Source organism: Sporosarcina soli, assembly GCF_042655805.1.
Taxonomy (GTDB): domain Bacteria; phylum Bacillota; class Bacilli; order Bacillales_A; family Planococcaceae; genus Sporosarcina; species Sporosarcina soli.
Genome location: NZ_JBHSNO010000007.1, coordinates 99,970 through 124,865, shown reverse-complemented (window position 1 = coordinate 124,865; position 24,896 = coordinate 99,970). Strand labels below are relative to the sequence as shown.

23 protein-coding genes and 1 other annotated feature are annotated in these 24,896 nt (G+C 47.0%); of the genes, 3 read left to right on the top strand and 20 right to left on the bottom strand.

What is annotated here, in order from left to right:
* Window positions 1–15: 15 nt before the first annotated feature.
* The 18 genes from ACFPRA_RS14265 to trpE form a co-directional block, all read right to left on the bottom strand.
* Complete coding sequence (locus ACFPRA_RS14265; RefSeq protein ID WP_381435928.1) at window positions 16–756, bottom strand: urease accessory protein UreF; 741 nt, start codon at window positions 754–756, stop codon at window positions 16–18.
* Window positions 698–1,225 carry an urease accessory protein UreE gene (locus tag ACFPRA_RS14260; RefSeq protein ID WP_381435926.1) on the bottom strand — a complete coding sequence of 176 codons (528 nt, stop codon included), beginning with the start codon at window positions 1,223–1,225 and terminating at the stop codon, window positions 698–700. The genes ACFPRA_RS14265 and ACFPRA_RS14260 overlap by 59 nt, the downstream gene beginning before the upstream one ends.
* 120 nt (window positions 1,226–1,345) lie before the next feature.
* Window positions 1,346–3,061, bottom strand: coding sequence for an urease subunit alpha (gene ureC, locus ACFPRA_RS14255; RefSeq protein WP_381435923.1), 1,716 nt, complete (start codon window positions 3,059–3,061; stop codon window positions 1,346–1,348).
* On the bottom strand, window positions 3,058–3,429 hold the full coding sequence (locus tag ACFPRA_RS14250; RefSeq protein ID WP_381435921.1) for an urease subunit beta: 372 nt from the start codon (window positions 3,427–3,429) through the stop codon (window positions 3,058–3,060). Before ACFPRA_RS14250 ends, ureC begins: the two co-directional genes overlap by 4 nt.
* Before the next feature lie 16 nt (window positions 3,430–3,445).
* Window positions 3,446–3,748 (bottom strand): urease subunit gamma, encoded by a 303-nt coding sequence (ureA, locus tag ACFPRA_RS14245; protein ID WP_239390080.1) that lies wholly within the window; start codon window positions 3,746–3,748, stop codon window positions 3,446–3,448.
* A gap of 647 nt (window positions 3,749–4,395) precedes the next feature.
* The gene (locus tag ACFPRA_RS14240) at window positions 4,396–5,319 is read right to left on the bottom strand and encodes a S66 peptidase family protein (RefSeq protein WP_381435917.1); all 924 of its coding nucleotides are present in this window, start codon (window positions 5,317–5,319) and stop codon (window positions 4,396–4,398) included.
* A 311-nt stretch (window positions 5,320–5,630) separates the two neighbouring features.
* Window positions 5,631–7,391, bottom strand: a complete 1,761-nt coding sequence (opp4A, locus tag ACFPRA_RS14235; RefSeq protein WP_381435914.1) for an oligopeptide ABC transporter substrate-binding protein — start codon at window positions 7,389–7,391, stop codon at window positions 5,631–5,633.
* Between the two features lie 17 nt (window positions 7,392–7,408).
* Complete coding sequence (locus ACFPRA_RS14230; RefSeq protein WP_381435910.1) at window positions 7,409–8,314, bottom strand: ABC transporter permease; 906 nt, start codon at window positions 8,312–8,314, stop codon at window positions 7,409–7,411.
* 22 nt (window positions 8,315–8,336) lie between these two features.
* Entirely contained in the window at window positions 8,337–9,305 is a 969-nt protein-coding gene (gene opp4B, locus ACFPRA_RS14225) for an oligopeptide ABC transporter permease (protein WP_381435908.1), read from the bottom strand.
* 17 nt (window positions 9,306–9,322) lie between these two features.
* On the bottom strand, window positions 9,323–10,249 hold the full coding sequence (locus ACFPRA_RS14220) for an ABC transporter ATP-binding protein (protein WP_381435905.1): 927 nt from the start codon (window positions 10,247–10,249) through the stop codon (window positions 9,323–9,325).
* Window positions 10,227–11,225 carry an ABC transporter ATP-binding protein gene (locus ACFPRA_RS14215; RefSeq protein ID WP_381435903.1) on the bottom strand — a complete coding sequence of 333 codons (999 nt, stop codon included), beginning with the start codon at window positions 11,223–11,225 and terminating at the stop codon, window positions 10,227–10,229. Before ACFPRA_RS14215 ends, ACFPRA_RS14220 begins: the two co-directional genes overlap by 23 nt.
* Before the next feature lie 546 nt (window positions 11,226–11,771).
* A complete protein-coding gene (locus ACFPRA_RS14210) occupies window positions 11,772–12,746 on the bottom strand; it encodes a DUF4003 family protein (RefSeq protein ID WP_381435900.1) in 975 nt (324 codons plus the stop codon).
* A gap of 152 nt (window positions 12,747–12,898) precedes the next feature.
* Complete coding sequence (gene trpA, locus ACFPRA_RS14205) at window positions 12,899–13,687, bottom strand: tryptophan synthase subunit alpha (RefSeq protein ID WP_381435898.1); 789 nt, start codon at window positions 13,685–13,687, stop codon at window positions 12,899–12,901.
* Window positions 13,680–14,882, bottom strand: a complete 1,203-nt coding sequence (trpB, locus tag ACFPRA_RS14200) for a tryptophan synthase subunit beta (RefSeq protein WP_381435895.1) — start codon at window positions 14,880–14,882, stop codon at window positions 13,680–13,682. The genes trpA and trpB overlap by 8 nt, the downstream gene beginning before the upstream one ends.
* A complete protein-coding gene (locus ACFPRA_RS14195) occupies window positions 14,882–15,496 on the bottom strand; it encodes a phosphoribosylanthranilate isomerase (RefSeq protein ID WP_381435893.1) in 615 nt (204 codons plus the stop codon). Before ACFPRA_RS14195 ends, trpB begins: the two co-directional genes overlap by 1 nt.
* Window positions 15,493–16,281 carry an indole-3-glycerol phosphate synthase TrpC gene (gene trpC / locus ACFPRA_RS14190; protein ID WP_381435890.1) on the bottom strand — a complete coding sequence of 263 codons (789 nt, stop codon included), beginning with the start codon at window positions 16,279–16,281 and terminating at the stop codon, window positions 15,493–15,495. Before trpC ends, ACFPRA_RS14195 begins: the two co-directional genes overlap by 4 nt.
* The gene (trpD, locus tag ACFPRA_RS14185) at window positions 16,278–17,309 is read right to left on the bottom strand and encodes an anthranilate phosphoribosyltransferase (RefSeq protein ID WP_381435888.1); all 1,032 of its coding nucleotides are present in this window, start codon (window positions 17,307–17,309) and stop codon (window positions 16,278–16,280) included. The genes trpC and trpD overlap by 4 nt, the downstream gene beginning before the upstream one ends.
* 34 nt (window positions 17,310–17,343) lie before the next feature.
* Window positions 17,344–18,729, bottom strand: a complete 1,386-nt coding sequence (gene trpE / locus ACFPRA_RS14180; protein WP_381435886.1) for an anthranilate synthase component I — start codon at window positions 18,727–18,729, stop codon at window positions 17,344–17,346.
* An 88-nt stretch (window positions 18,730–18,817) separates the two neighbouring features.
* Window positions 18,818–19,056 (bottom strand) — a binding site (T-box leader).
* A 489-nt stretch (window positions 19,057–19,545) separates the two neighbouring features.
* On the opposite strand from trpE, the gene rluF reads away from it, so the two are divergent.
* Window positions 19,546–20,250, top strand: a complete 705-nt coding sequence (rluF, locus tag ACFPRA_RS14175) for a 23S rRNA pseudouridine(2604) synthase RluF (protein WP_381435882.1) — start codon at window positions 19,546–19,548, stop codon at window positions 20,248–20,250.
* 286 nt (window positions 20,251–20,536) lie between these two features.
* Here rluF and ACFPRA_RS14170 read toward each other — a convergent pair whose 3' ends face one another.
* A complete protein-coding gene (locus tag ACFPRA_RS14170; protein ID WP_381435880.1) occupies window positions 20,537–21,295 on the bottom strand; it encodes a TerC family protein in 759 nt (252 codons plus the stop codon).
* Window positions 21,296–21,525: 230 nt separating this feature from the next.
* Window positions 21,526–23,076 carry a D-alanyl-D-alanine carboxypeptidase/D-alanyl-D-alanine endopeptidase gene (gene dacB / locus ACFPRA_RS14165; RefSeq protein ID WP_381435877.1) on the bottom strand — a complete coding sequence of 517 codons (1,551 nt, stop codon included), beginning with the start codon at window positions 23,074–23,076 and terminating at the stop codon, window positions 21,526–21,528.
* A 99-nt stretch (window positions 23,077–23,175) separates the two neighbouring features.
* Between dacB and mgtE the strand changes: the two genes are divergently transcribed.
* Together mgtE and ACFPRA_RS14155 are read left to right on the top strand one after the other, a co-directional pair.
* The gene (gene mgtE, locus ACFPRA_RS14160; RefSeq protein ID WP_381435875.1) at window positions 23,176–24,534 is read left to right on the top strand and encodes a magnesium transporter; all 1,359 of its coding nucleotides are present in this window, start codon (window positions 23,176–23,178) and stop codon (window positions 24,532–24,534) included.
* A 177-nt stretch (window positions 24,535–24,711) separates the two neighbouring features.
* The gene (locus tag ACFPRA_RS14155) at window positions 24,712–24,870 is read left to right on the top strand and encodes a hypothetical protein (RefSeq protein ID WP_381435872.1); all 159 of its coding nucleotides are present in this window, start codon (window positions 24,712–24,714) and stop codon (window positions 24,868–24,870) included.
* Window positions 24,871–24,896: the final 26 nt, after the last annotated feature.

Here is a 24,896-nt window from a genome sequence, read left to right as displayed (position 1 = left end):
AAACTCCTTCCAAAATTAAGAGATAAACAATCTTGAGAATAAATACTCGTGTTTCATCGAAGCAAGCTCGATGCCTAGCGCGTTATTGCTAAGGTCATCCACTGTCAATGTTGACACCAAATCAGCCGCTTCCGTCACGCGATCGATCAATTCATACATCGCTTGGACACCTGTGTTTTGCCCGAAAGGTACCGCACGGACCGCATTTTGAACGAGCCCGTTTAATGAAGCAAACAGATAGGTCAACACCGCATGATGGACACTCACACCTGTCGTCGCGCTGTATATGCCGTAAAGGACAGCATAATGTCCCTTGATTTCTTTTGTTTCCATCCGTTCTTTCCACTGAGCTAGGAAATCATCTGTACCAAGCGGTGATACCGTCCGGATAAATTGCCTGCCAAGGTTCACACTGGCATCGCGTGATTCTTTCGCCAGTTTGATTGCCCCGCAAAGCTGCTCCAGTTCAAGCAGTTTTTCAATATCCCGCTCTTCGGCTGCTGCGTATGCCGCCTGGATTAAAATCGCGTCCCCATATACCAAGTTATGGAAAAGAAAGGACGTACAATAGTTAATCAAATCTTCCTTCGTTCGAATTCGATCTTCCTGGATATACGTTTCCATCCCATATGATTGGGTGTACGAACCAATTGGAAAGGCGGAATCATGAATTTGGAACAGGCGTAGCAACGCGGAATCAGTGGGAATGTCCGCGATATCTGAACGGTTGTTTGAAGCGTCTTTCAGTTGTTTCATAGTCGACACCCACTTCGTCCAATAATTTGTTCAGCGTATGGTCTGCACGTACAATCACTTCATTTTCTTCAATAAGTGCAGGTGTATGGCGGTTGCCGAGTTCGAACGCTGTCTTGCCCATTTCCGTCATATTTTTCGGACGGATGACAATGACCGGCTCCATTTTCGTGCGCACAGCGATACGACGTTCGTGATCTTCATATAAAAGATCGCCATATTGCAAGGTTTGGCGTTCGTGATGATGGTGACCTTGGTCTCCATGATCATGGTCGTGGTCATCATGGTCATGATCGTGTTCTTGATCTTCATGAGATTGTTCGAGCGCCAGCGCAATATCCGTGCCATGATCTGTTTCCCTGCGCAAAATGCGTTTACTCAACTCTTCCCAGTCGAGTTCAAGCCATTCTGTCTTTTTACCTGCAACTTCTTCTTCCGTACCGATATTTCCAATGACTTTTGTAATCAGCATTGTGCATTCTCCTTCACAACAATATTCGAAAAGACAAGGTGAAATCTTCTACTTGTCATTTCACCTGTCTTTTCTGGGTGATTCGCGTCCCTTTACTTCAAATGGTAATTAATAATTCGCTCAAAATAGGAAATAACGTTGCGCCATTGGCAGAACGCTTAACGGTTCACAAGTCGCCAATTCGCCATCTATTTTCACTTCATAGGTTTCTGGATTAACATCGATGTCCGGTGTTTCGCTATTATGCTTCATATCTTTCTTGCCGATATTCCGACAGTTTTTCACTGTGCCGATCATCCGCTTCAAGCCGAGTTCTTCAGGAAGACCTTCCTCCACTGCGATTTTCGGCAGGAATGTCATCGCTGCGTTTTGCGGCCCTTTACCATGGAAGCCGTACATGCGGCGCCCCATCATCGGTTGTGGTGTCGGAATGGATGCGTTCGGGTCGCCCGTCATCGCATAGACAGCAATACCGCCTTTAATGACGACTTCCGCTTTCACGCCGAAGAATGCCGGATCCCAAAGGATGATATCCGCCAGTTTTCCTTCTTCAAGTGAACCAACTTCGTGGCTGATCCCTTGTGCAATCGCAGGGTTGATATTTAATTTTGCAATATAACGCTTAACGCGGTAATTATCATTCCCTTTTCCTTCATCTTGTGGAAGTGGGCCACGCTGTTTTTTCATTTTATCTGCTGTTTGGAACGTACGAATCGTCACTTCTCCAACACGGCCCATTGCCTGTGAGTCGGATGACATGATGCTGAGGATTCCCAGATCTTGCATGATATCCTCTGCTGCAATCGTTTCCGGACGGATACGTGAATCAGCAAACGCTACGTCTTCCGGTACATCATGTTTCAAATGGTGACAAACCATGAGCATGTCCAAATGCTCGTCGATCGTATTCGTCGTAAGCGGTTTTGTCGGATTCGTGGATGCCGGCAAGATATTCGGATGCCCTGCCAATTTCAACTGGTCAGGTGCGTGACCGCCGCCCGCTCCTTCCGTATGGAAAATGTGGATGACACGACCATCGATCGCTTCAATCGTATTTTCGACGAAACCAGCCTCATTGAGCGTGTCGGAGTGCAAGGCCACTTGGATATCATACTCATCCGCTACCGAAAGGCTCTGGTCGAGTGCAGCTGGAGTCGCACCCCAGTCTTCATGGATTTTCATGCCGATCGCGCCGGCACGGACTTGCTCAACAATCGGTTCAGGAACGGATGCACTCCCTTTCCCAAGAAGACCGACGTTGATCGGCAAATCTTCAACCGCTTGTAGCATCCGGTGAAGATGCCACACGCCCGGTGTGACGCTGGTCGCTTTCGAGCCCGCTGCCGGGCCGGTTCCACCGCCGATAAACGTTGTTGTTCCAGCGTTAAGTGCTGTCTCGACCTGCTCCGGGCTGATGAAGTGGATATGTGTGTCGATGGCACCCGCTGTCGCGATCAGCCCTTCTCCTGCATACACTTCCGTTCCGACCCCGATAATCATATCTTGGTCCACGCCATCCATGGAGTCTGGATTTCCGGCTTTACCAATGCCGATGATGCGGCCATCTTTAATGCCAATATCCGCTTTAACAATCCCTGTGTAGTCGATGATCACTACATTCGTGATCACTGTGTCGAGCACACCTTCATCCCGGACGTTTTTGCCGTTTTGCCCCATAGAGACACGCAAAGATTTCCCACCACCGAAAACGCCTTCATCACCGTACGTCGTGTAATCCTTTTCAACTTCGATCCACAGGTCCGTATCCGCAAGACGCACTTTGTCTCCTACTGTCGGACCGAACATTTTTGCATACTGATCATGTGTTACTCTCATTTACTATCCTCAGCTCCTTTAAAGCCACCCTCAATCGCTTTATCCAAAATCTCATCCTTATTATGCGTAGAGCCTTCCGTCAACTTGTTCAAACCGAAAACATGTCGCTTGCCACCGAACTCCGTCAACTCGACTTCCTTCTCCTCACCCGGCTCAAAACGCACGGCCGTCCCCGATGGAATATTCAAATGCATCCCGACCGCCTGTTCACGGTCGAACTCAAGAAACTTATTAACCTCGATGAAGTGAAAATGTGAACCAACCTGTATCGGACGATCGCCTGTATTGGACACACGGATTGTCTTAACCGGGCGCCCGACGTTTATTTCGATGAAGCCTTCTGCTGGTCTAATCTCTCCTGGAATCAAAAAAATGACCTCCTTATTATTGAATCGGATTATGGACGGTTACGAGTTTTGTGCCATCCGGGAACGTACACTCGATCTGTACATCGCTGATCATATCGCCAACGCCTTCCATGACATCATCCACTGTCAGCACATGCTTTGTATCACTCATCAGCTGCGCAACCGTTTTCCCGTCACGCGCGCCTTCCATGATGTAATGGCTGAGGAGCGCAACCGCTTCCGGGTAATTCAACTTCACACCGCGTTCTTTACGCTTCAATGCAAGCTCACCTGCAACGTGTAACAGCAATTTTTCCTGTTCAACTGGCGATAACTTCAATTCTAAGCACCTCTTTTTTATTTATTCAATTATGCTACGGCATCATTGCGTCCAACATTGCGCTTGAGGCCTAAATACAGGCGTTGCCAATCGAACAGTGAAGGGTTCGATTTGCCGTATTGCTGCGATCTTTGCAGAAATTAAGACACTTTCCTTTTAGGATGTAGCGAACTTAACCTGCCTTTTCTTATTCAAGGATTGGTTGGATACCCGTTGAATAAAGATAAAAAATCCAAATCTCTTTTGATTCAGATAATTCACGTACTTCGTTTTCTTTTTTTTAATTAATGTTTTTTATATAGTTGCATGAGCATGCAATTCGGAACTGTTGTCCGGTCGGTTGGAACCCTATGGAATCGGGCTTAAGAAGAGTTTGTCGAGGTTTGTCGATGACTAATCTATTATATAGCCTGACGCCGATTTCTTCAACTTTATGCATTGCAAAGCATCGTCTTACTCGTTTTCCAATCATCTATTCTTCTTTTCGAGTCAATAATCATACATCCATTTTTGCCATCTGAAATCAAATCTATTCCCATAACAAAATACCCTGAAAAAATGGTTATCAAACAAAGAAGGGTTTTAGGATCCAATTCCACTACGCATGGATCCTAAAGTCCGTTTCTTCAACGATGCAGTTCGCTTGTTTATTCAACCCCCGGCAAAATGGTCAAGGTCCGTTCATTCGCATCCAACTGGGCGTCGACGCCGAGCGGCACAGCGAAATGGGGTTGGCAATGACCGATTTGAAAGCCTTTGACGACAGGAATCCCTAGATTTCCAAAATAATGGTCGAATACTTCAGCAAGCGTCAAAGAGTCCTTTCCTTTCCTTGGTTCCGCATCCGCAAAATCGCCGATGATGATTCCCGCAGCATCCGCCAGTTTACCGGCCATGCGCAGCTGGTTCAACATGCCATCGACTCGATAAGGTTCCTCACCGACATCTTCGATCAGCAAAAGCTTCCCTTTTGTATCCAACTCGAATTTCGTCCCCATCCCTTTGACGAGCAAGGATAAATTCCCGCCGACGAGTTCGCCTCTTGCGATGCCACCCGCCACTGTTTCAAGAGGAGTAATTGCTTCTGTATAATGAAGTTCCATCGGCTCGAACAATTGTTGAAACATTTTCGCGGACAACTCATGGAACGACTCCTTCCCCACACATGAGGCAAGCATCGGACCATGGAATGTCACCAAATTCGAATAAAGCCCCATCGCCGTATGTAGGAACGTAATGTCGCTGAATCCCCAAAAGATTTTCGGGTTTTCCTGCATGAGCTGTAAATCGATCCGATCCGTATAACGTGCAGATCCATAGCCTCCGCCTGCACAAATGATGCCTTTAATCGTCGGATCTTCAAACATGTCATGCAAATCCGCTAAGCGCTCATCATCCGTTCCTGCAAGAAAGCCGTGTACATTTTTGACATTTTTCCCAAAACGCCATTTCAATCCAAGTTGTTCAAGAAATGCGAGTGATTTTTCGAGACTTTCCTGATTCGGCGGACTCGATGGCGCAATAATACCAATCGTATCTCCTTGTTGCAAACGCTGTGGCCTTATTTTCATATTAATACACAACCCTTTCGATCTTAGTCCGTTGTAAAGTAGCCCATTTTGTATACATTCTCTACTTCTGCCCGGAAGTCCTTTTATCGTAAGTAGATCAATCACGCCTTGGACCGAATACCAAAGTAAATCCCACCTTTCTATATATTGGCGCTTGCTAATCACTTATCGGCGGTTACTATGTAAATATTGGCGTTCGGCACCCCTTTATCAGCGCTCAACACCTATATATCGGCGTTCCTCGTTCACTTATCGGCGAACTCACCTAAAAAACGCCACCCGGTTCCCCAGATGACGCCTGTTCATTGAACTTATTCCGCTACTCCCCAAACCCACGGCAGACTATAGTCGGAAGCGGGGTCGATGGAGAAGTTGACGACACGTTTATTCACACCAATCAAAGAATAGCGGTAATCTGTCGGAGCGATCGGTACATCTTCCCACATCAATTGTTGCCATTCATTGTAAATGTCTCTGCGATAGTTGATGTCAAATGCTTTTTCAGATGTTCCTGCCGCAAGCAGTTCATCATTTTTTGCGCTTGTGTAGCGACTATAATTGAATGCCGCTTGCCGTCCGTATAGGCCTGCAGGATCGGGGTCTGTCCCGGTTCCCCATGCGGCTTGGAATAGGTCGATTTTCGGATCATCCGCTTGCACTCGGTCATAGAACGAGTTGAACTCGTGTAAGCGCCCGTCCACCAATTTTACATTCAGCCCGACATCCGCCCAGTTTTGAATATAATATTGGGCAATCGGTTCCGCCATTTCCCCACCAGACATGGATGCGAAATGCAGGACAAGCTTATTGCCCTCCGCATCTTCACGAAAACCATCACCGTCCACATCGACAAATCCCGCTTCATCTAGCAGCGCTTTTGCTTTTTCTGGGTTGTACGGACGACCTTTCACACTGGCATCGTGAAAGTTTTTGAAGATCGGAAGGATCAACGATGTAGCCGGAAAACGCAGCCCATGGTATAGCACTTCGCCGATCGTTTTTGTATCCATCGCGTGCCACATCGCTTGACGGACACGCTTATCCGCCAGTTTAGCATTTGGATCCAGTCGATTTTCCCCTGTACGCGCATCCCATTTACCGAGTTTAAACCCGATATACGTATAGGATGTATCCACATCAGCAAGGATTTCAATATTATCGATCGCTTTCGCGTTCTCATATTGATCCGCCGGAATGGATGCAATATCGGCTTCCCCTTTTTTTAACACTTCAAGGATGGATGCGGAACTGACCACTTTCAGGACAATCGATTGCAAGGCAGGTCGTCCTCTCCAATAGCTTTCATTCCGCTCATACAGGACGGATTCCCCCGGAACAATTTTCGTAATTTTGTACGGACCGAAACCGATTGGATTTTTCCGGATCTTGTCAGAAGACACGATGTCCTCGATGGTCACTTCCCCCGTCATGACATCGCCAATATGATGCCTTGGAGTCGGAACCGTCCAAATCCCCGACAGCATGGACGGTGTCGCTTCCGTGAATGTAATGGCGATCGTTTTTTCATCCTCTGACACGGAAATGCCGGAAATTTCTTTCGTCTCCCCATTGTGATAAGCGGGCATGCCCTCGACATTGGACACCATGAACGTATAGCGGGTCCCTACGTAATCGGGATGCCCGAGTAGCTGATACGTATACAGGAGATCGGATGCTTTGACCGGTTCCCCATCCGACCACTTCACGCCGTCTTTAATGGTCAATGTGATTGTTTTATTGTCATCCGAAATCTCATACGTTGCTGCCCCTTCATTCGTGATCAAAAATTCCGCGTCCGTCGCAAGCAGACTTTCATCAAAAAACTGCATCACCGTCGCATCCGGACTGCCCGAATAGAAGACGCGATTCAACGTTCCTTCAAAAGGCGTGTCCGAAACGAGGGCATACGTTAACTCACCGTCTTCCATTGCGGGCAATACGTTACTCACTTTCAAAGGGAATTCGGGAGCCACCTGTCTCTCTTCCGCTTGACCCCGTTGCATTGAACAGGCAGCTAAATTCGCGACGATAACAAGAAGTGAACTCATAAGAAGCATTCGTCGCTTTTTCAATTGTAAACCTCCTTCTTCTAGGCTAATCGCTGGCGGGCATCCGAAGCGCGTTTCACCGCTTGTCCGACGTAATTGATGCATAACATCATGACTAAAATAAGCAAAGCCGCGGGCAACCATACCCACCACTTATTTTGGACAATATCCGGATTTTTAGCATAGCTGATCAATGTGCCGAGAGAAGGCGTTCCTGCAGGAAGGCCGAAGCCGAGAAATGTCAGCCCCGTTTCCAACCCGATATTCCCTGCAAGTGTCAGCGTCATATTGACAATGACGAGCGAACTTAAGTTGGGAAACATTTCGAACAGCATGATTTTCCAACTCGGTGTCCCAAAAGTTTTGGAAGCATGAATGTAATCCATTTCCCGCTCGGCCAGTCCTTTGGAACGGATGAGCCGCGCTTTCCCATACCATGAAAAAGCGCTCATCATGAGGATAAAACTCCACACGGTATAATGCGGAACAACGACAACGAAAACGATAATGAACATCAACGAAGGCAACACCATAAGAAAGTCAACAATCCGCATCATGATCGAATCGACAACGCCACCATAGAAACCGGCAATAAGCCCATAGGCGAGTCCGATACAGCCGGATAACAGTGTTACCAAAATGCCGATGGTAAAGGAGTTTCGTGTCCCGATCAGCAACTGGCCAAATACATCCCTTCCCCCGTCGTCCGTTCCAAGCCAATGTATGGCAGAGGGCGGTTGGTACATTTTAAAAAAATCGATACGCATCAGCTGGACCATATCGATGAAAAAGGGAGAGAGATAGGCTAAAAACAAGATGATGAGCAACAGGATCAGAGAGACGAGTGCCGTTTTATCATGCCTGATTTCACGCCAAATTGTTTCTATAAAAGATGGATAACTCTTTTTTACTTTTTTCATTACTTTCTTATCATCTACAGCAACCACTCCTACTTCCCCTCCTTTTCCATCAATCAATGCGGATACGTGGGTCGACCATGCTCAGAATAATATCCGACAGCATCGTCCCGACAATCGCCGCTGCACCTGAAATCATGACGAGAGCCGTAACGACTGTAAAATCACGTGAACTGATGGATTGAATAAAAAGCTGTCCGATTCCAGGGTAGCTAAAAATGGATTCAATAAAGACCGAACCGGCAATCAAACCGGTAATTTCGTACCCGAGAAAAGCGGCAATCGGCAACAGGGAATTCCTTAAAATATGACGTGTATACACTTTTGATTCCGGCACCCCTTTTGCTCGGGCCAGCTTGACAAAGTCTTTCAATTTCGTATCGATCATGTCATTGCGTAAATATTGGATCGTCCCGAATGTAAAGAGAATGGCGCCCGATAGGACCGGCAACACTAAATGTTGCACTTTACTGACGACATAATCCCATGTACCTTCCTCCACCCGTATATCGACACTTCCGCCCGTCGGAAACCAACCGAGCACGAAGCTGAACAAAAATAGCATGAGCAGTGCAAAGACAAAAGTAGGTGTGGCAAAGGCAAAATAGTTATACGTGACAATGAGTTTATCCGCCCAGGAGTCCGTCCAGCGTCCGGCAATAATGCCGAGCGGAATGGCGATCAGATAGGTGACGACCAATGTGAAAAACGACAACAGGACCGTATTGGCAATTCGACTCCCCAAAAGCGAAGTGACAGGCTGCTGATGAACATAGGACATCCCAAAGTCGCCTTGCACCGCTTTCCCGATCCACAAACCATACTGGACGTACCACGGTTCATCCAATCCAAATTTGTCACGGATTTTTTCCATCTCTTCCGGGGATGCATCCGGATTGCCGATAAATGCACCCGTCACCGCATCCCCTGGCATCGCTTTTGCTAATACAAAGATGACGATACTGAGAAGGAGGAGCTGCGGAATCATCATCAATGATCTTCTTATCATAAAAGTCAACATGTCATCGTTCTCCTCCTTTACTGCAATGCAACGGAATGTGTAGTTGATACTTTCTTCAAATCAAACACCCGTCCATCTTTATTGAAAAAACGGTCATACTCTGTTCGGTAGGCTTCGTGGATCATTTGACGAAGATATCGCTTTTCCAAACGCTTGTCCGGATCCATTTCAGGAATGGCCGCCATCAACCTTTTTGTATAAAGATGTTGCGGGTTGTTATATATATCGTTTACCGTGCCTTCTTCCACAAAACGACCGCGGTACATAATGCCGATCCGATCACAGATATGTTTGACGATGCCTAGGTCATGCGAGATAAACAGATAGGTCAAATTGAACTCCTTTTGAATCTCTTGCATAAAATTTAACACCTGTGCTTGTACAGACACATCCAATGCGGACACCGGTTCATCCGCGATGATCAGTTTCGGATTTAACGACAATGCCCGCGCAATGCCGATCCGTTGTCGTTGACCACCTGAAAACTGGTGCGGGTACTTATAGATCGCCTCCGGGCTAAGTCCTACGCGTTCCACAAGCGCTTGTACTTTTTTCAGCTCTTCATACGGCGACAGCCGTTCAAAATTGCGTAACGGTTCTGCGATAATACTTAAAACATTTTTCCGAGCATTCAACGAAGCATAAGGATCTTGGAAAATCATTTGAATATCCTTTACATGATTTCTCCTCGCTGAACGGCTTTGTCTTGCAAGATTTTTCCCCTCAAACAACAACTCCCCGCCTGTCACGCGGTTCAGGCCGATAATGGCCCGTCCCGTCGTCGTCTTTCCACAACCGGATTCGCCGACAAGCCCATATGTCTCGCCCTGCTGCAGTTCAAAACTGACCCCGTCAACTGCTTTTACATAGTCGACAACTGTACGAAAAAATCCGCCACGGATTGGATAATGCACTTGTAAATTATTTATTTTCAGTAAAGACATCTTGCACGACTCCTTCGCTTTCCACAGGGAAATGGAAGTTTTTATAGCATGTACAACGAACAAAATGGCCCGATCGGACTTCATGCAATGTCGGATGCGCTTCATGATTCGATGCAGGAACCCATGGAACGCGCGGGGCAAATCGGCAACCGATGCGGTCAAGCTTCTGAAGGGAAGGAACAACCCCTTCAATGACATGAAGTTTCGACTTCACTTTCCGGCTAGCCGGCATGGACTGCAATAAGGAACGGGTATAAGGATGTAGCGGGTGAGTGAAAAGCTCTCTCACTTCCGCCAGTTCCACCACTTCACCTGCATACATGACAGCGACACGATCCGCCATTTCCGCAACGACACCGAGATCATGGGTGATCAGGATGATGCCTGATTGGCTTTCGGTTTGCAGTTCTTTCATCAAGTCCATAATTTGCGCCTGAATCGTTACGTCTAAGGCCGTTGTCGGCTCGTCCGCAATGAGAAGAATTGGATCACATGCTAGTGCAATCGCAATGACAACGCGCTGCCTCATGCCTCCCGACAGCTCATGCGGATATTGCCGGTAGATACGTTGTTCGTTTTGGATACCGACACGACGCAACAGTTCCAATGTACGCCGCTTCTTAGCCGCCGATGATAACTTCAAATGAGTATCCATCGACTCTTCAATTTGTCTGCCGATCGTTGCCAACGGGTTGAGCGCTGTCATCGGTTCTTGAAAGATCATCCCGATCTCTTTCCCACGGATTTTATTCAGCTTAGCTGGAGCCAACTCCAACAAGTTTTGAACTTCAAAATTCACTTGCCCTTCCAACTTCGTAGTATTTGTAGGATGAAGCCCCATAATGGACAATGCCAAGGCGCTTTTTCCGCAACCCGATTCGCCTACAATCGCCAAAATTTCATTCCGATGGATCGTTAACGAAACACCATCTACCGCAGCGTAGTACTCATCTTGGATCCTAAATGATGTTCGCAAATTTTCTATTTCTATTATTGGATTTCCCAGGAAAATCCCCTCCTTAGGGCTAGAAATAGAACTTTCCGCCTCACTTTGCGTGCTACGTCTACTATATTCAAGTTCTTACTGTTAATATGCGAACAGTCTTGGACAATATGCATTTTCAAGAAAAATCAATTACGCCTCGGCGTAATTGCGTCCAGATTTTGAATCGAGCTTGAGGCCAACAGGATGTTGGTCATGCAACCGTTGCCGCAGGACGCGGCGAACTTAGGTTGCCTTCCTTGACTCCTTTCAAAATCTGTGACATCCGCAGGCCTACAGGATGTTGGTCATGCAGTCGTTGCGGCAGGACGTCGCGCACTTAGACTGCCTTCCATCATTCGTTCAGCGGGCGTTTGAATACCCACTGAACAGGAAACAAAATAAACATTCATCTCGTCAACTACAGAGGTGGGAGTCTTCTGTAGCTGACGCTTCGCTTTCAGTACAAAAACATTTGCTGAATGAAGATAAAAAAAAGACCCCACTCTTGTTCAGAATGAAATCTTTAAGATCGACGTGCTATGAATTTGAGGAATTGGTGGATGTGGAAGCTGCCATTGCCGCAATTGTGGCAGCCATGATCGCTTGTTGTGCTTGGACAATCAACTCTACAGAAGTGGCCAAACTGATCGTTGCCTCTTCCGCGTTTTCCGTCAGCATATGCATAATATAACCAATCCCGATCGACAGCGCCATTTCCCGGTTCGATTTGAACGGTTTGGCGCTTTCCAATGTAAGCGTCAACTCAATAATTTTACTCACTTCTTGATCGTCCACTCCGAAAACTGTTAAAAAGCCGATCATCGGATAATGGACAGGACGGACTTTCGCACTTTGCTTAAATTGCGTTAGGACTTCCGCCGCGCGTGATACGAGTTTCTCGTCAAATTCAATATGTATATACGTCATCACTTGGGCAAGCCATTGCAGTTCATTGCCTGCACGGAATCCTTCCGCACGCAATGCATCGTAATAGACGCGCATCGCTTTCGCATGCGCAGTCGCATCCTCACCTCTTTTTCCGAGCAATACAGCATAAGCATAATCATCATCGGACGTAAGGAAGAAATGCTGCCTTTTCATGGCATCAAACAATTTTTTAGCTTGCCTCGCTTCATTTTCATACAGATCCGGATCGTCTGTTAACAGGAGCGCAGCCAAATAGGAGTGGATTGTATTGCGGAAACCCATTCCTTTTAACACTTGTTGCTTGGCAAAAAGCCGTGCCACCTCTTCGTTTATATCCGTGCCGGGTTGATCGAGAAAAGCGGCCAGCATCGGAAGCAAATTGCCACGTAGTGGAGAAAGCCAACCCGATCGACTTTTCAGCTCATCCATCGCGCGACTTAAACTTTCCGCGTCGAACTCCCTCTCCGATGTGACGTAATACGATGTAATCGTCAGAACGACATTTTTGTCCACCGTCCAACCTGCCAACGATTTCACCTTTTCATATGTCGTCTCGACTTCTTGCCTAATCACATTCGCATCCATTTCCCACAACCCCCTTTATAGAATATACGGTTTATATTCGAAAAAGTTTCATCTTTATTCAGAAAAGGCTCCCAACCCTATAGGCAGTGAGCTGAATAAATTCGATAAACACCTCTTTCCATGCTTTCAGTTACATGAAAAGAGGTGTTTGTTTAGCTGACGATCTCTTTTTTTGAAGCTTTCACTAACGCTTCCACCGTGGCTAAATCATTGCGGTGAAATGCATCAACAATTGCACTGCCGACAATGACGCCATCTGCAAAAGCACCGATGGAACGGACTTGTTCAGGCGTTGAAATTCCAAAGCCAGCGAGCACAGGAACCGGACTGACTGCCTTCAGCTGTTCCAAATGGGTTTCCAGTTGATCGCCAAAGCCGGACCGGACACCTGTAATGCCGTTGACTGTCACTGCGTAAATAAACCCTTCACCCGCAGCGGTAATTTTCTGGATTCGTTCCGATGAACTTGTCAAGGATACCAATTGAATGAGTGCAATATCAGTATGCCCTAATTCGTCACGTAATAATCCACTTTCTTCAAGCGGCAAATCCGGAACGATCAATCCGGCAATCTCACTAGCTTCGCACTCCTTGACAAATTCTGTGATGCCCATTCTTAATATCGGATTCAAATACAGCATCAAGACAAGTGGCACTTTCACTTCATCGCGGAATAAACGAAGTTCTTTCAACACTTTGCGCAACGTCACGCCTTGCGCAAGTGCCCGCGCCCCCGCTTGCTGGATTACCGGTCCATCCGCCACCGGGTCTGAGAACGGGATACCGAGCTCAATTGCAGTAACACCCGCTTGTTGCAAAAATAGGATTTGCTCTTTCAACGTGCCGATGCCGCCGTCGCCTGCCATCATATAAGGGACAAATGCTTGATCGCCACGCTCGACACATGCACGAATTGCATTTTCCAACACCTTTTTAGTCATTGGTTCCACCTCCAAGTGCATCTCGCACTGTCTGCACGTCTTTATCGCCGCGTCCTGATAAACAAATAACGACGATTTCGTCTTCTTGCATTTGCCCGGCCAGTTCAACAGCATAGTGTACAGCATGCGAACTTTCCAAAGCGGGAATGATCCCTTCCGTTTTTGCCAGTAGTTGCAAACCTTCCAGCGCGCCTGCATCCGTAACGGATGTATAAGTGACACGACCGATATCATGCAAATAGCAGTGTTCAGGGCCGACCGCTGGATAGTCGAGACCAGCTGAGATGGAGTGTGCTTCCTGGATGAAGCCATCTTCATCTTGCAAAATATACATCTTTGCCCCGTGCAGAACCCCTTCTCTTCCTCCTGCGATTGCTGCAGCATGCATTCCTGTTTCAATGCCGCTTCCTGCCGCTTCCACGCCATACAAAGCGACGCCCTCATCTTCTATGAACGGATGGAACATGCCGATCGAATTGCTCCCGCCGCCGATACAGGCGACAACCGCATCCGGCAATCTTCCTTCTTTCTCCATGATTTGCTTTTTCGTTTCCACGCCGATCACGCGTTGGAAATCACGGACGATTCTCGGGAATGGATGTGGACCGAGCGCCGATCCTAAAATATAATGCGTGTCTTCCACATTGGCGACCCAGTAGCGCAACGCTTCGTTGACTGCGTCTTTCAATGTCCCTGCGCCTTGATCGACCGAAACGACCTTCGCCCCCAGTAATTCCATCCGGAAGACGTTCAATTCCTGCCTGCGTACATCTTCCTTGCCCATGAAAACGATGCATTCAAGGCCGAACAGCGCACAAGCCGTCGCTGTAGCCACGCCATGCTGACCTGCCCCGGTTTCTGCTACGATTCTCTTTTTACCCATCCGCATAGCCAACAACGCCTGGCCGATCGCATTATTGATCTTATGGGCACCGGTATGGTTCAAATCTTCCCGCTTCAAATAAATCTTCGCGCCACCCGCCGCTTTCGTTAAGCGCTCCGCAAAAAAGAGTGCTGTTTCCCGTCCAACAAAATCCTTTAAATAGTATTCCACTTCTTCGTTGAAAGCCGGATCTGCGATTGCTTCCTCGTATGCCGCTTCCAATTCGATCAATGCCGTCATCAATGTTTCGGGAACGAACTGCCCACCAAACTTGCCATAGCGTCCTGCCTTCTGCTCCACATTTTGCACCATCAGTTTTCCTCCTCTTTCACCGCCTGCACAAAGGCACGGATCAATTGCTCATCTTTTCGTCCATCCAGTTCCACACCGCTCGAGACGTCTACCATATAAGGCTTCACACGACGAATGGCCTCGCCGACATTGTCCGGGTTCAATCCCCCCGCCAATATGACTTTATCAGCCGATACACCGGCACCGTTCATAAATTCCCAGTCAAACGTCAATCCGCTTCCGCCTCTAAATTCCGTTCCCGGCGTGTCGAATAAAAAATAATCCGCTTCATATCGGTTGGCACGTTCCACATCTTCAACGCTGCGAACCGATAAGGCTTTAATAGAAGGAAGCCCAGCTTCTTTAATTAGTTCGGCATCTTCATCCCCATGCAATTGAACAAGGTCGAGCGGGACTTCTCGAAAGGTCTGCTGTAGCTCCTCGACAGATGCATTGACGAAGACACCAATTTTCGCCACATGAGGGGGAATAACTTTTGCCAATTTCTTTGCTTCCTGAATGGAGACGCGACGCTTACTCGGCGCAAAAACAAATCCGATAGCATCCGCACCTGCCTCCACTGCCACTTTTACGTGTTGGGGTTCCATCAACCCGCAAATCTTCACTTTTGTCATCGGACTACCTCCGAAAATGTTACTTGCAAGGAACGTAATGTCTCATCGACATTTCCGCTGCGCATCAATGATTCACCGACAAGAACCGCTCTTGCACCGGCATTCGATACAAATTGTGCATCTTCCGCTTCCCAAATCCCGCTTTCACTAATGAGCACCCGCTCTTCATGGAATGGAAAAAGGGCTGCAATTTCTTCCGTCCTTTTCAAATCCACTGTAAACGTACGAAGATCACGGTTATTGACGCCGATTAGCTTGGCATCGATCGCCAATGCCCGTTGCAACTCCTCCGCGTCATGCACTTCCACAAGCACTTCCAATCCGGATGCGGTAGCATAGGCATGGAGTTCAGTAAGTTCTCGGTCAGAAAGTGCAGCGACGATGAGCAAGATGATGGAGGCACCGGCATGTTTGGCCCGGTCGATCTGCACTTGATGAATGATGAAATCTTTGCACAGCAACGGGATGTCAACATGGTTCGCAACTGCCGCCAAGTCATCGAACGAGCCTTTGAAAAAAGGCGTATCTGTCAGTACAGAGATGGCCGCCGCACCCGCGTTCACATAAATTTCTGCTTGTGCAACAGGATCGGCCCCTTCCGCAATCAGTCCTTTGGAAGGCGATGCACGCTTAATCTCCGAGATGACTTGCAAATGTTCCGCCTCGTATAATGTTTTAAACAAAGATGGACGGGATAACGCCTCACTCCGCAGTTCGACATTTTGGGTTAATAGACGCTCCACTTCTACTCGCTTCTCTTCGATAATCTTATCTAAAATCGTCATCTCGCCACCGCCTTCTGATTGATTTTTTCACTAAATGCCACGACCGCCTCCAATTTTTGAAGCGCTTTTCCGGATAAAATGCAATCGGTCGCCCGTTTGATCCCTTCTTGAATCGTTGTCACATGACCATTGGCGAACAAGCCGATCCCTGCATTGAAAGCGACCGTGTCAAAATGCGGGCCACGCTTCCCTTGGAAAATGGAACGGATAATCGCGGCATTTTCCTTCGCATCCCCACCGCGGATGGCAGATGCAGGAGCGAAATCAAGCCCGACTTCGTCCGCTGTCAATGAAAACGGGATAAGGTCCCCTTTATCCAATAAAACAAATGTGTTTTGCCCCGCTAGTGACGCCTCATCCATTCCGCCCGCACCGGATACAACAATAGCGCGCTCCCTACCAAGCATACGCAGGACCGATGCATAATCCATGACAAAGTCCGGACGGTTTATGCCTGTAAATTGCGTTTTCAGCGGCAATGGATTGGTCAATGGACCGACGAGATTGAAGATGGTCGGTTTACCGATTTGCTGACGAATCACACCGATCCGTTTCATTTTCGGATGGACCTTTTGGGCAAATAAAAACGTAATGCCTTCCTGTTCAAGCATAGCCATTGTTTCTTCCTCACTGAAATCGGCATGAATGCCAAGTGCTTCTAACACATCAGAACTGCCTGCCGCACTGGAAATTTTCCGATTACCATGTTTAGCAACCGCCACTCCTGTACCAGCAAGAACAAATGCAGATGCCGTACTAATATTAAAACTGTTGGAACCATCTCCCCCTGTTCCGCAGTTATCCATATAGACACCTTCCGGAACATCCAACTGCACCGCGTACGATTTCATGACACTAGCCAGTGCAGCCACTTCCTGCGCCGTCTCCCCTTTACGGGAAAGCGCTACAAGAAAATCGATGATCTCCTGCGAATCCGTCCGTTCATCGAAGATGTGCTTGGACGCTTCCAACATTTCTTCGTATAATAGGTGATTGTTCATTTCCACTTTTTCGATGTATTTTCTCATCTCGATCTCTCCTCTGCTCTTCTAATCTACTTGCTCACTCGTCTTCTCGTTGCACGACTTCCAACAAAGAACGTGCTTTGTTGGCCGTTTCCATATATTCCGCAGTTGGATCGGATGCCGCCACGATTCCTGCACCTGCCTGCACATAGGCTTTCCCGTCTTTCACGATCATCGTGCGGATCGTCAACGCAAAATCCATATTGCCATTAAAACCGATATAACCAATAGCACCGCCGTAAATGCCACGATCCATCTGCTCCAACTCATCGATCAATTCCATCGCCCGCTGTTTCGGCGTCCCGCTCACCGTTCCAGCTGGAAGAACAGCCGTCAAGGCATCCAATGGATGAAGAACCGGCAATAATTTCCCTTCCACTTCTGAAACGAGATGCATGACATGTTCATAGCGGACCACTTGCTTGTAACTCGTCACCTGAACGGAATCTGCCTCGCAAATGGCGTTCATATCGTTGCGTCCCAACTCCACGAGCATGTCATGTTCAGCAAGCTCTTTCGGATCAGCCAGCAGTTCTTGTTCAAGAGCTACATCCTCCGTAGCATTTTTCCCGCGTCTTCGCGTCCCTGCAATCGGATTGGTCATCACCGTACCGTCCGATACGCGGACAAGGCTTTCCGGCGACGTTCCCACCACGACATGATCATCGAATTCCATGTAATACATATAAGGAGATGGATTCTGCTTTCTCAACTTGCGATACAAGGAAAACGGATCGCCTTTGAAATCTGCAACTAATCTTCTCGACAATACGATTTGTTCGATTTCCCCCGCTTCAATATGGCGCTTCGCCTCACGCACAAGCTCTTCGAACTGCTGTTGTGTCACAGGACAAGAATACTCGCCCAGTTCAATGCCGTCTTCTTCTTTCTCCCGCCCTGTTAACAATTGATCAACGAATACGTTCAAATCTGGTGTTTTTTGCACTTCACTAATTTCCGTATGCAAGATCGTCACTTCATTTAACACATGATCAAACACGACGATCGTTTCATAAATATTAAAATGGACTTCAGGGAATCCAAGATTGTCTTCTGAATGCTTGGCACCGTCTCTTCCTGCTCCGTACCCCACATATCCGACTGCCCCGCCCGTGAATGGAAAATCGAGGTCATCCGAAATCCGTGGCATAAGCCGTTTCAACAGAACAAACAGATCTCCCTCATGCTGATACGTCTTTCCCGTCTCATAGATGTACTCCTCAATCTTGCCGTCCTTGCCGCTATACGACTTCAACGGATTCATCCCGATGAACGAATAACGTCCCGACCCCTCATGTTTGGAGGAGCTTTCCAGCAAAAACTTCCGTTTGCCTTGCATCTTTCTAAAAATCAAAATCGGGGTAAGCGAATCACCATTCAATTTCTTCACTGTCGTCCGTAAACTCTTCTGCTCTATACTCATCTCAACTCTCCTTATCTCGTATGAATCTCAATTCCGTTTAATTCGGAAAACAAAAAAGCCCTCTGCAAAAGGACATAGAAGTCCGATTGCAGAGGACGGAATTGACCGCGTTGCCACCTCTGATTGAAGCATTGCTGCTTCCACTTAGCGTGCCGAATCATCAGCACTTCCCGTAACGTGGGATCTACGTCTGCCTTGAACTATCAAAAAAACAGGTCAAAACAGCTCTCATAAGCCCATTCACAAAGGTCGCGTATCAGTTTCCACCAACCACTGACTCTCTTAAAATCGCACACCATTGCTACTCTTCTTATTCAACAATTTCTCAGCTATTCTCAACTCATCTAAGCTCATCTGTTCCGTGGGCGGCACCGCTCCCGGTACCTCCTGCCCGTCTTCGAACATAAAAGTTGTTACTAGCATAGTACAAATAAAACCAATCGTCAACCTTTTCCGAATTAAATAAGTCTTTAGATTGGGTGAAGGAATGACAATTTGAGGAAGGGGATTACCTTGCTTATGAGCGTTGGGGGGATTGAATGAGCGTGCGGACCGCACTTTGAGCGTTAGGCAAAGTTTTTGAGCGCGTGAACCGCACTTTAAGCGTTCCGCGAAGCTTTTGAGCGAGAAGACAATTATTGGCGTCCGCGATCTAGATATTGGCGTTAGTTCACAAGTTATTGGCGCTTGCACGTAGAATATTGGCGTTTACCCACGAGTTATTGGCGAATCAGTACTTTCCTGCTATCAACTGGCGTCAATCACGTCAACGCGCTACAATGGAGGAAAGCAATTTCGCGGATAGGGTGACATCTCATGAGAATCAATAAATATTTAAGCGAAGCGGGTATCGTATCGCGACGTGGCGCGGATAAATGGATTGAAGATGGGCGCGTCACGATCAATGGGCAACCCGCCGAACTCGGCAGCAAAGTCGAAGAAGGTGACGATGTACAAGTCGACGGAAAACCAGTGAAAACGGAAGAGCAACTTGTCTACATCGCCCTCAACAAACCCGTTGGCATCACCAGCACAACAGAACGTCACATCGAAGGGAATGTCGTCGATTTCGTCAACCATCCCTTGCGTATTTTCCATATCGGCCGTCTCGATAAAGACTCAAATGGTCTGCTCCTCTTAACGAACGACGGCGATATCGTCAATGAAATCCTGCGCGAAGAACACGGCCACGAAAAAGAATATATCGTCACCGTCGATCATCCGATCACGCAAACCTTCATCGACAAAATGGAATCCGGCGTCAAAATTTTAGGGACGGTCACCAAACCTTGTAAAGTGAAAAAGCTCGGTCCACGCACCTTCAACATCACCTTGACCCAAGGACTGAACCGTCAAATCCGCCGCATGTGCTCCGCCCTCGGTTATAACGTCCGTAAACTGCAACGGACTCGCATCCTCAATATCCATCTTGGCAATTTGCCAATCGGTCAATGGCGCGATCTGACAGAAGAAGAACTTGCGGATCTGTTCCAGATGTTGCATTATGAACCAAAACGATAGGACAACAAAAATAGTACCATGTCCACTTCATTGGACATGGTACTGTTTTTTCTTTAATACACAAATCGAAGCATTAACTAAAGTTGAATAGAATGAACTAGGGCTTGGTGATAAAGTGATTTGAAAAGTTTAGTGAATTTGTACAATAACAACAAAGTTGTTTAAAAATCTAAGTTTTATTCCGTAAGGTAGAGATAGCACAAATGTTTAGTGGAATTTGAATATGCTAAGTGCAATTAATTATACTCCCTTTTCTTGTCTCACTTTATTACCCTGAAGTACTTTTCTAAATTGACTTATTCCTCGGTGCAAACCAACCAATCAGGGCAATACCGACCAATACTCCATAGAAAATCAAAGTCCAAGCTGTACTGTGTGGAAAGTTATGGTCTAAGACACCAATATCCTCATGGGCAAGGGTAATTACAGCAAGTTTGACACCGACCCAGGCAACAATTGCATAGGCTGTTGTTTCCAATGCTGGACGTTTTTCAAGAAGTTGCACAAACCAGGTTGCTGCAAATTTAATTAAGACAAGGCCGGCAATACCTCCCAGAACAACAACAATGAACTGTCCACCATCCATACCGCCGAAATTGCCTAGCGGTGAATCTGGAAGACCTAGGGCAAGAGCAACCGCAGCTAGTATCGAATCAATTGCAAAAGCAAGGTCAGCTAATGCTATCTTCCCTACTGTGCTCCAGTAGCCTTTACCTGCCGATTCCTTTTCATCGTCCTTATGAATATTCTTATTGTCTTTTCCGAATCGTGCCCGAATGATATGCTTTAGCCCTAGGTAAAGAAGATAAGCTGCACCTATTGCCTGTATCTGCCAGACATTTGCAATAAATGAAATGGCAAAAAGGGCAGCAAACCGGAAAGCGAAGGCCATAATGATTCCGTAATTTATAGCTCTTTTTTTCTGATCTTCGGGTAAATGCTTGGCTATAACTGCTAGTACAAGGGCATTGTCAGCCGATAACAGCCCTTCCAATCCGATTAAAATCAACAGTGTCCAAGCATACTCTAGCCATATTGACTCCATTCACCTCTCTCCTTTCTAAAGCTAAAAATCAGGTGAAAGTTTTGTTAATAATAGAATTTCCCACTATTCCAAATGAATACCTAAAACTTCTCAAATCAAAACACTCCTTTAAAACTAACAAGCACTGTTAATTCTGAATAGCCACTGCAACATTAGCCTAAATAGGCTCCTCCACAATCTCCTCTATACGTTTTTAATATAAATATCCAGCTCAAGGATGGAGCCACCATTCATTCCAACTGAATATCCGCAAGCGCCACTACGATGCCATCCACGACTTCATGAATCGATTCACTCAAATAATTATTGATCATAATCGAAAAGATTAGTGTTTCGCCCTCTTTTGTTTCAACATAGCCCGACAGCGCAGTCACCCCATTCAGCGCCCCTGTTTTCGCCCGGACATTGCCTGCCGCGGCTGTTCCTTTCATGCGGTTGCGTAATGTACCGCCAATTAGTCGCTCGTCATGGCCTGCGAGTGGCAATGCTTGTAGAAAGGTCGGGTACCATGGTTTGGACCGTGCCACGTATAGCAAGTGGGTCACTTCGTTGGCTGTGACGAGGTTTTTATGAGACATGCCTGATCCGTCGCGGAGCTGCATGTTTTTCGTATCCAGTCCCATGGACGCGAGTTGATTGTCCATGATGGCCAGTCCCTTTTCCCAACTGCCTGCGCCGCCCGGCAGACGTCCCATCTCTTTGACCAACACTTCCGCATGCCCATTGTTACTCAGTTTCATGAAGGGGATGAGTAATTCTTTCAATGGGATCGATGATTTGTCTGCCACTAATACGGCGCCTTTCGGAACTGTGCTGCTCCCGACTTTCGAGGCAGGGGAAACAGCGATGCCTTGGTCTTCCAAGACATGTTTGAATACGTTGACGGCATAGTCCGTCGGTTCCCAAACCGATGACCAGGAACGAGCCTTAGATGCACCGATTGGGATGGTTCCCGATACAATCACGGTGTTCGTCCCATGCTGACGTTCCACTTGGATGTTCTTCTTTCCTTTTTTCGCTACGGTCTTCGTATTGTTGACGATTGTCAAATAGCTATTGGCAGGAACCATACGAATCTTGCCGGCTTGGCCCGCTTTTTTGCCCGGCTGTACCTCGACGATCACTGTTCCCGCGTCATAGTCCTCATTTGGTGAAAGGGTCAGCGCAGATACTTGCGCACCCGTGTAAAAGGGTTCATCGGACCAATTCAAGTCTTGAGAAAGCCGGACTTGATCATACCAACTATCATCCCCAAAAATTTGACCATTGATTGTACGAACGCCCTTCGCCTTCAGCTCGGAAGCGAAGGCTTTCAAGTCTTTCATCATGAGCGTCGGATCCCCCAGCCCCTTCAAATAAAGATCGCCATCGAGCACGCCATTTTGAATCTTCCCATCCATATACAACTCTGTTTTAAATCGATGGTCCTCGCCAAGCGTTTCGAGCACCGCCGCTCCTGTGAATAGTTTCATGACGGATGCCGGATGGACGCGTGTATTGCCTTGATGCGCATAAATGACTTCCCCGCTTACTGCATGGCGCACACTTATCGCAGTAGTCGCGCCCTGTAATCTTGGATCCTTCAGCAACTTGTCTACTTCCGGAAATTCTTGAGTGTCAGAGAGAGGATCAGGCAATGATTGTTCAAGTTCGGCAGAGACGGTAATCGTCTCCTTGACGCTTGCTTCCTCTTCCTCCTGATTGAAGGCGATCATCATCCCTCCAACGACCACAATCATTCCAATAAGAATCCCTATTTGCCAAGCACGCCTTTGTTTCATTTCACGATCGTCTCCTTGTTTTTTCAGTATAGCGATTATCCTTGTATGTTTTCCGGTAAATAAATAAGGGGAATACATAGAGAAAGTGAGGTGTATTCCATGGTTCCTAAAGTTGCTGAAAACGATATTGCACGTGCCATCATTCAAGTTTTGAAAGAAGGAAAGCAAGATACCTTTCATGAAATCATAAAAGAATTGAAGCCATACGACATAGCCGTCCAATATAAATGTTTGCCCGTTAAACATCATCCCCTCTTTCTAGATTGGTTATCGATGGAGGAGTTGACAGGTCTATTACGTCATCTGTCGCGCGATGCACAACTGCATATCCTGCGCACAATCGATCCGAACCGGTCGACCGATATTTTGGAAATGATGAAAAACAATGATCTCGCCTTTCTATTATCGGGGTTGTCCAAAACTGAAATTGATGCCCTGATTTCGGAGATGGAACAAGACGAAATGACCGTCATCCGGCATATTATGGACTATCCACCGAAAACAGCAGGCAGGGCAATGACAAACCGTTATATTTGGGTCCACACTTCCTATACGGTGGAACGTGCGATAAAAAAACTAAAAAGCTTTGCGACACTCGCAACGTACTTAAATTATTTATATGTCATTGACGATGATAAAAAACTTGTAGGCGTCGTTTCCTATCGCGACCTGCTCCTGGCAGATCCATTTGCGGAAATTGAAGACATCATGTCGCGCAATTTGATCCAAGTGAATGTGTTGACCAAACAGGAAGAAGTCGCAAAAGTAATCGGCCGCTACGATTATGTGTCCATTCCGGTTGTGGATGCGGATGGCGTTCTCCTTGGCATCGTCACGGTGGATGATGTGCTCGATATCGTTGTCCGGGAAGCGAACGAAGATATTGAAATGTTGCTCGCTTCCGGAAAAGAGATCGATTTTAAAACGAAGCCGACCGTCGCCACTTACCGTCGTCTGCCTTGGCTGATTCTGTTGCTGTTCATCGGTTTGATTTCCGGGAGCATCATTTCCCGATTCGAAGCCACGCTTGAAACTGTCGTTGCGCTCGCCTTTTTCATGCCGATGATCGCTGGCATGACTGGCAACACCGGCACTCAATCACTCGCTGTTGTCGTTCGCGGTCTTGTCTCTGAAGACATGGATGTGAAAAAGATGTTGAAACTATTATTTCGTGAGTTGCTGGTCGGTATAATGATCGGGCTCATCTGTGCCGTTCTTATTTTTATCATCGCCTTTATTTGGCAAGGCAGCTTTGTGCTTGGTCTCGTCGTGGGCGCCTCGCTCTTTGCCACCTTGATTATCGGAACATTGGCCGGAACGGTCATCCCGCTCATTTTGCATAAATTCAATGTGGATCCTGCCGTTGCATCCGGTCCACTTATTACAACCATCAACGATATTTTGTCACTATTGATCTATTTCGGCATTGCCACGATGTTCATTTCAAAATTGATGTGAATGTTTTTCCAAAATAGCTTGCCCGAAAAAAAGTGGTTTGTATACGAATTTCAAAACAAAGATGATAAAGTGCTTCGCATGAATTTCGTCATTCTGCGTAAGTTGTAGGAATGCCAATGATCTGATGGAAAAGGAGGATTTGCAATACGCGCAAGGGAGTATCACAATCAAAGAACGGTGAGCTTTGTACAACGGGGGATTGGTTTCGGAACTTGTCTTGCGATGGTGATTTCCTATACCGCCTACCAATCCATTGGATGGGCAATCATCCATGGTTGTTTAGGTTGGCTTTACGTCATCTACTACTACCTTGTCCATGCACCAAGTCTATTTTAAAAATGAAAAAGAGCTGATACGACAAT

Bases quoted from the DNA above. Each gene is read 5' to 3' on its own strand.
- ACFPRA_RS14265 (WP_381435928.1), bottom strand. From the start codon at position 756: ATGAAACAACTGAAAGACGCTTCAAACAACCGTTCAGATATCGCGGAC.
- ACFPRA_RS14260 (WP_381435926.1), bottom strand. From the start codon at position 1,225: ATGCTGATTACAAAAGTCATTGGAAATATCGGTACGGAAGAAGAAGTT.
- ureC (WP_381435923.1), bottom strand. From the start codon at position 3,061: ATGAGAGTAACACATGATCAGTATGCAAAAATGTTCGGTCCGACAGTA.
- ACFPRA_RS14240 (WP_381435917.1), bottom strand. From the start codon at position 5,319: ATGAAAATAAGGCCACAGCGTTTGCAACAAGGAGATACGATTGGTATT.
- opp4B (WP_381435908.1), bottom strand. From the start codon at position 9,305: ATGTTGACTTTTATGATAAGAAGATCATTGATGATGATTCCGCAGCTC.
- ACFPRA_RS14220 (WP_381435905.1), bottom strand. From the start codon at position 10,249: ATGTCTTTACTGAAAATAAATAATTTACAAGTGCATTATCCAATCCGT.
- ACFPRA_RS14210 (WP_381435900.1), bottom strand. From the start codon at position 12,746: ATGGATGCGAATGTGATTAGGCAAGAAGTCGAGACGACATATGAAAAG.
- trpA (WP_381435898.1), bottom strand. From the start codon at position 13,687: ATGACTAAAAAGGTGTTGGAAAATGCAATTCGTGCATGTGTCGAGCGT.
- trpB (WP_381435895.1), bottom strand. From the start codon at position 14,882: ATGGTGCAAAATGTGGAGCAGAAGGCAGGACGCTATGGCAAGTTTGGT.
- ACFPRA_RS14195 (WP_381435893.1), bottom strand. From the start codon at position 15,496: ATGACAAAAGTGAAGATTTGCGGGTTGATGGAACCCCAACACGTAAAA.
- trpC (WP_381435890.1), bottom strand. From the start codon at position 16,281: ATGACGATTTTAGATAAGATTATCGAAGAGAAGCGAGTAGAAGTGGAG.
- trpD (WP_381435888.1), bottom strand. From the start codon at position 17,309: ATGAGAAAATACATCGAAAAAGTGGAAATGAACAATCACCTATTATAC.
- trpE (WP_381435886.1), bottom strand. From the start codon at position 18,729: ATGAGTATAGAGCAGAAGAGTTTACGGACGACAGTGAAGAAATTGAAT.
- rluF (WP_381435882.1), top strand. From the start codon at position 19,546: ATGAGAATCAATAAATATTTAAGCGAAGCGGGTATCGTATCGCGACGT.
- ACFPRA_RS14170 (WP_381435880.1), bottom strand. From the start codon at position 21,295: ATGGAGTCAATATGGCTAGAGTATGCTTGGACACTGTTGATTTTAATC.
- dacB (WP_381435877.1), bottom strand. From the start codon at position 23,076: ATGAAACAAAGGCGTGCTTGGCAAATAGGGATTCTTATTGGAATGATT.
- mgtE (WP_381435875.1), top strand. From the start codon at position 23,176: ATGGTTCCTAAAGTTGCTGAAAACGATATTGCACGTGCCATCATTCAA.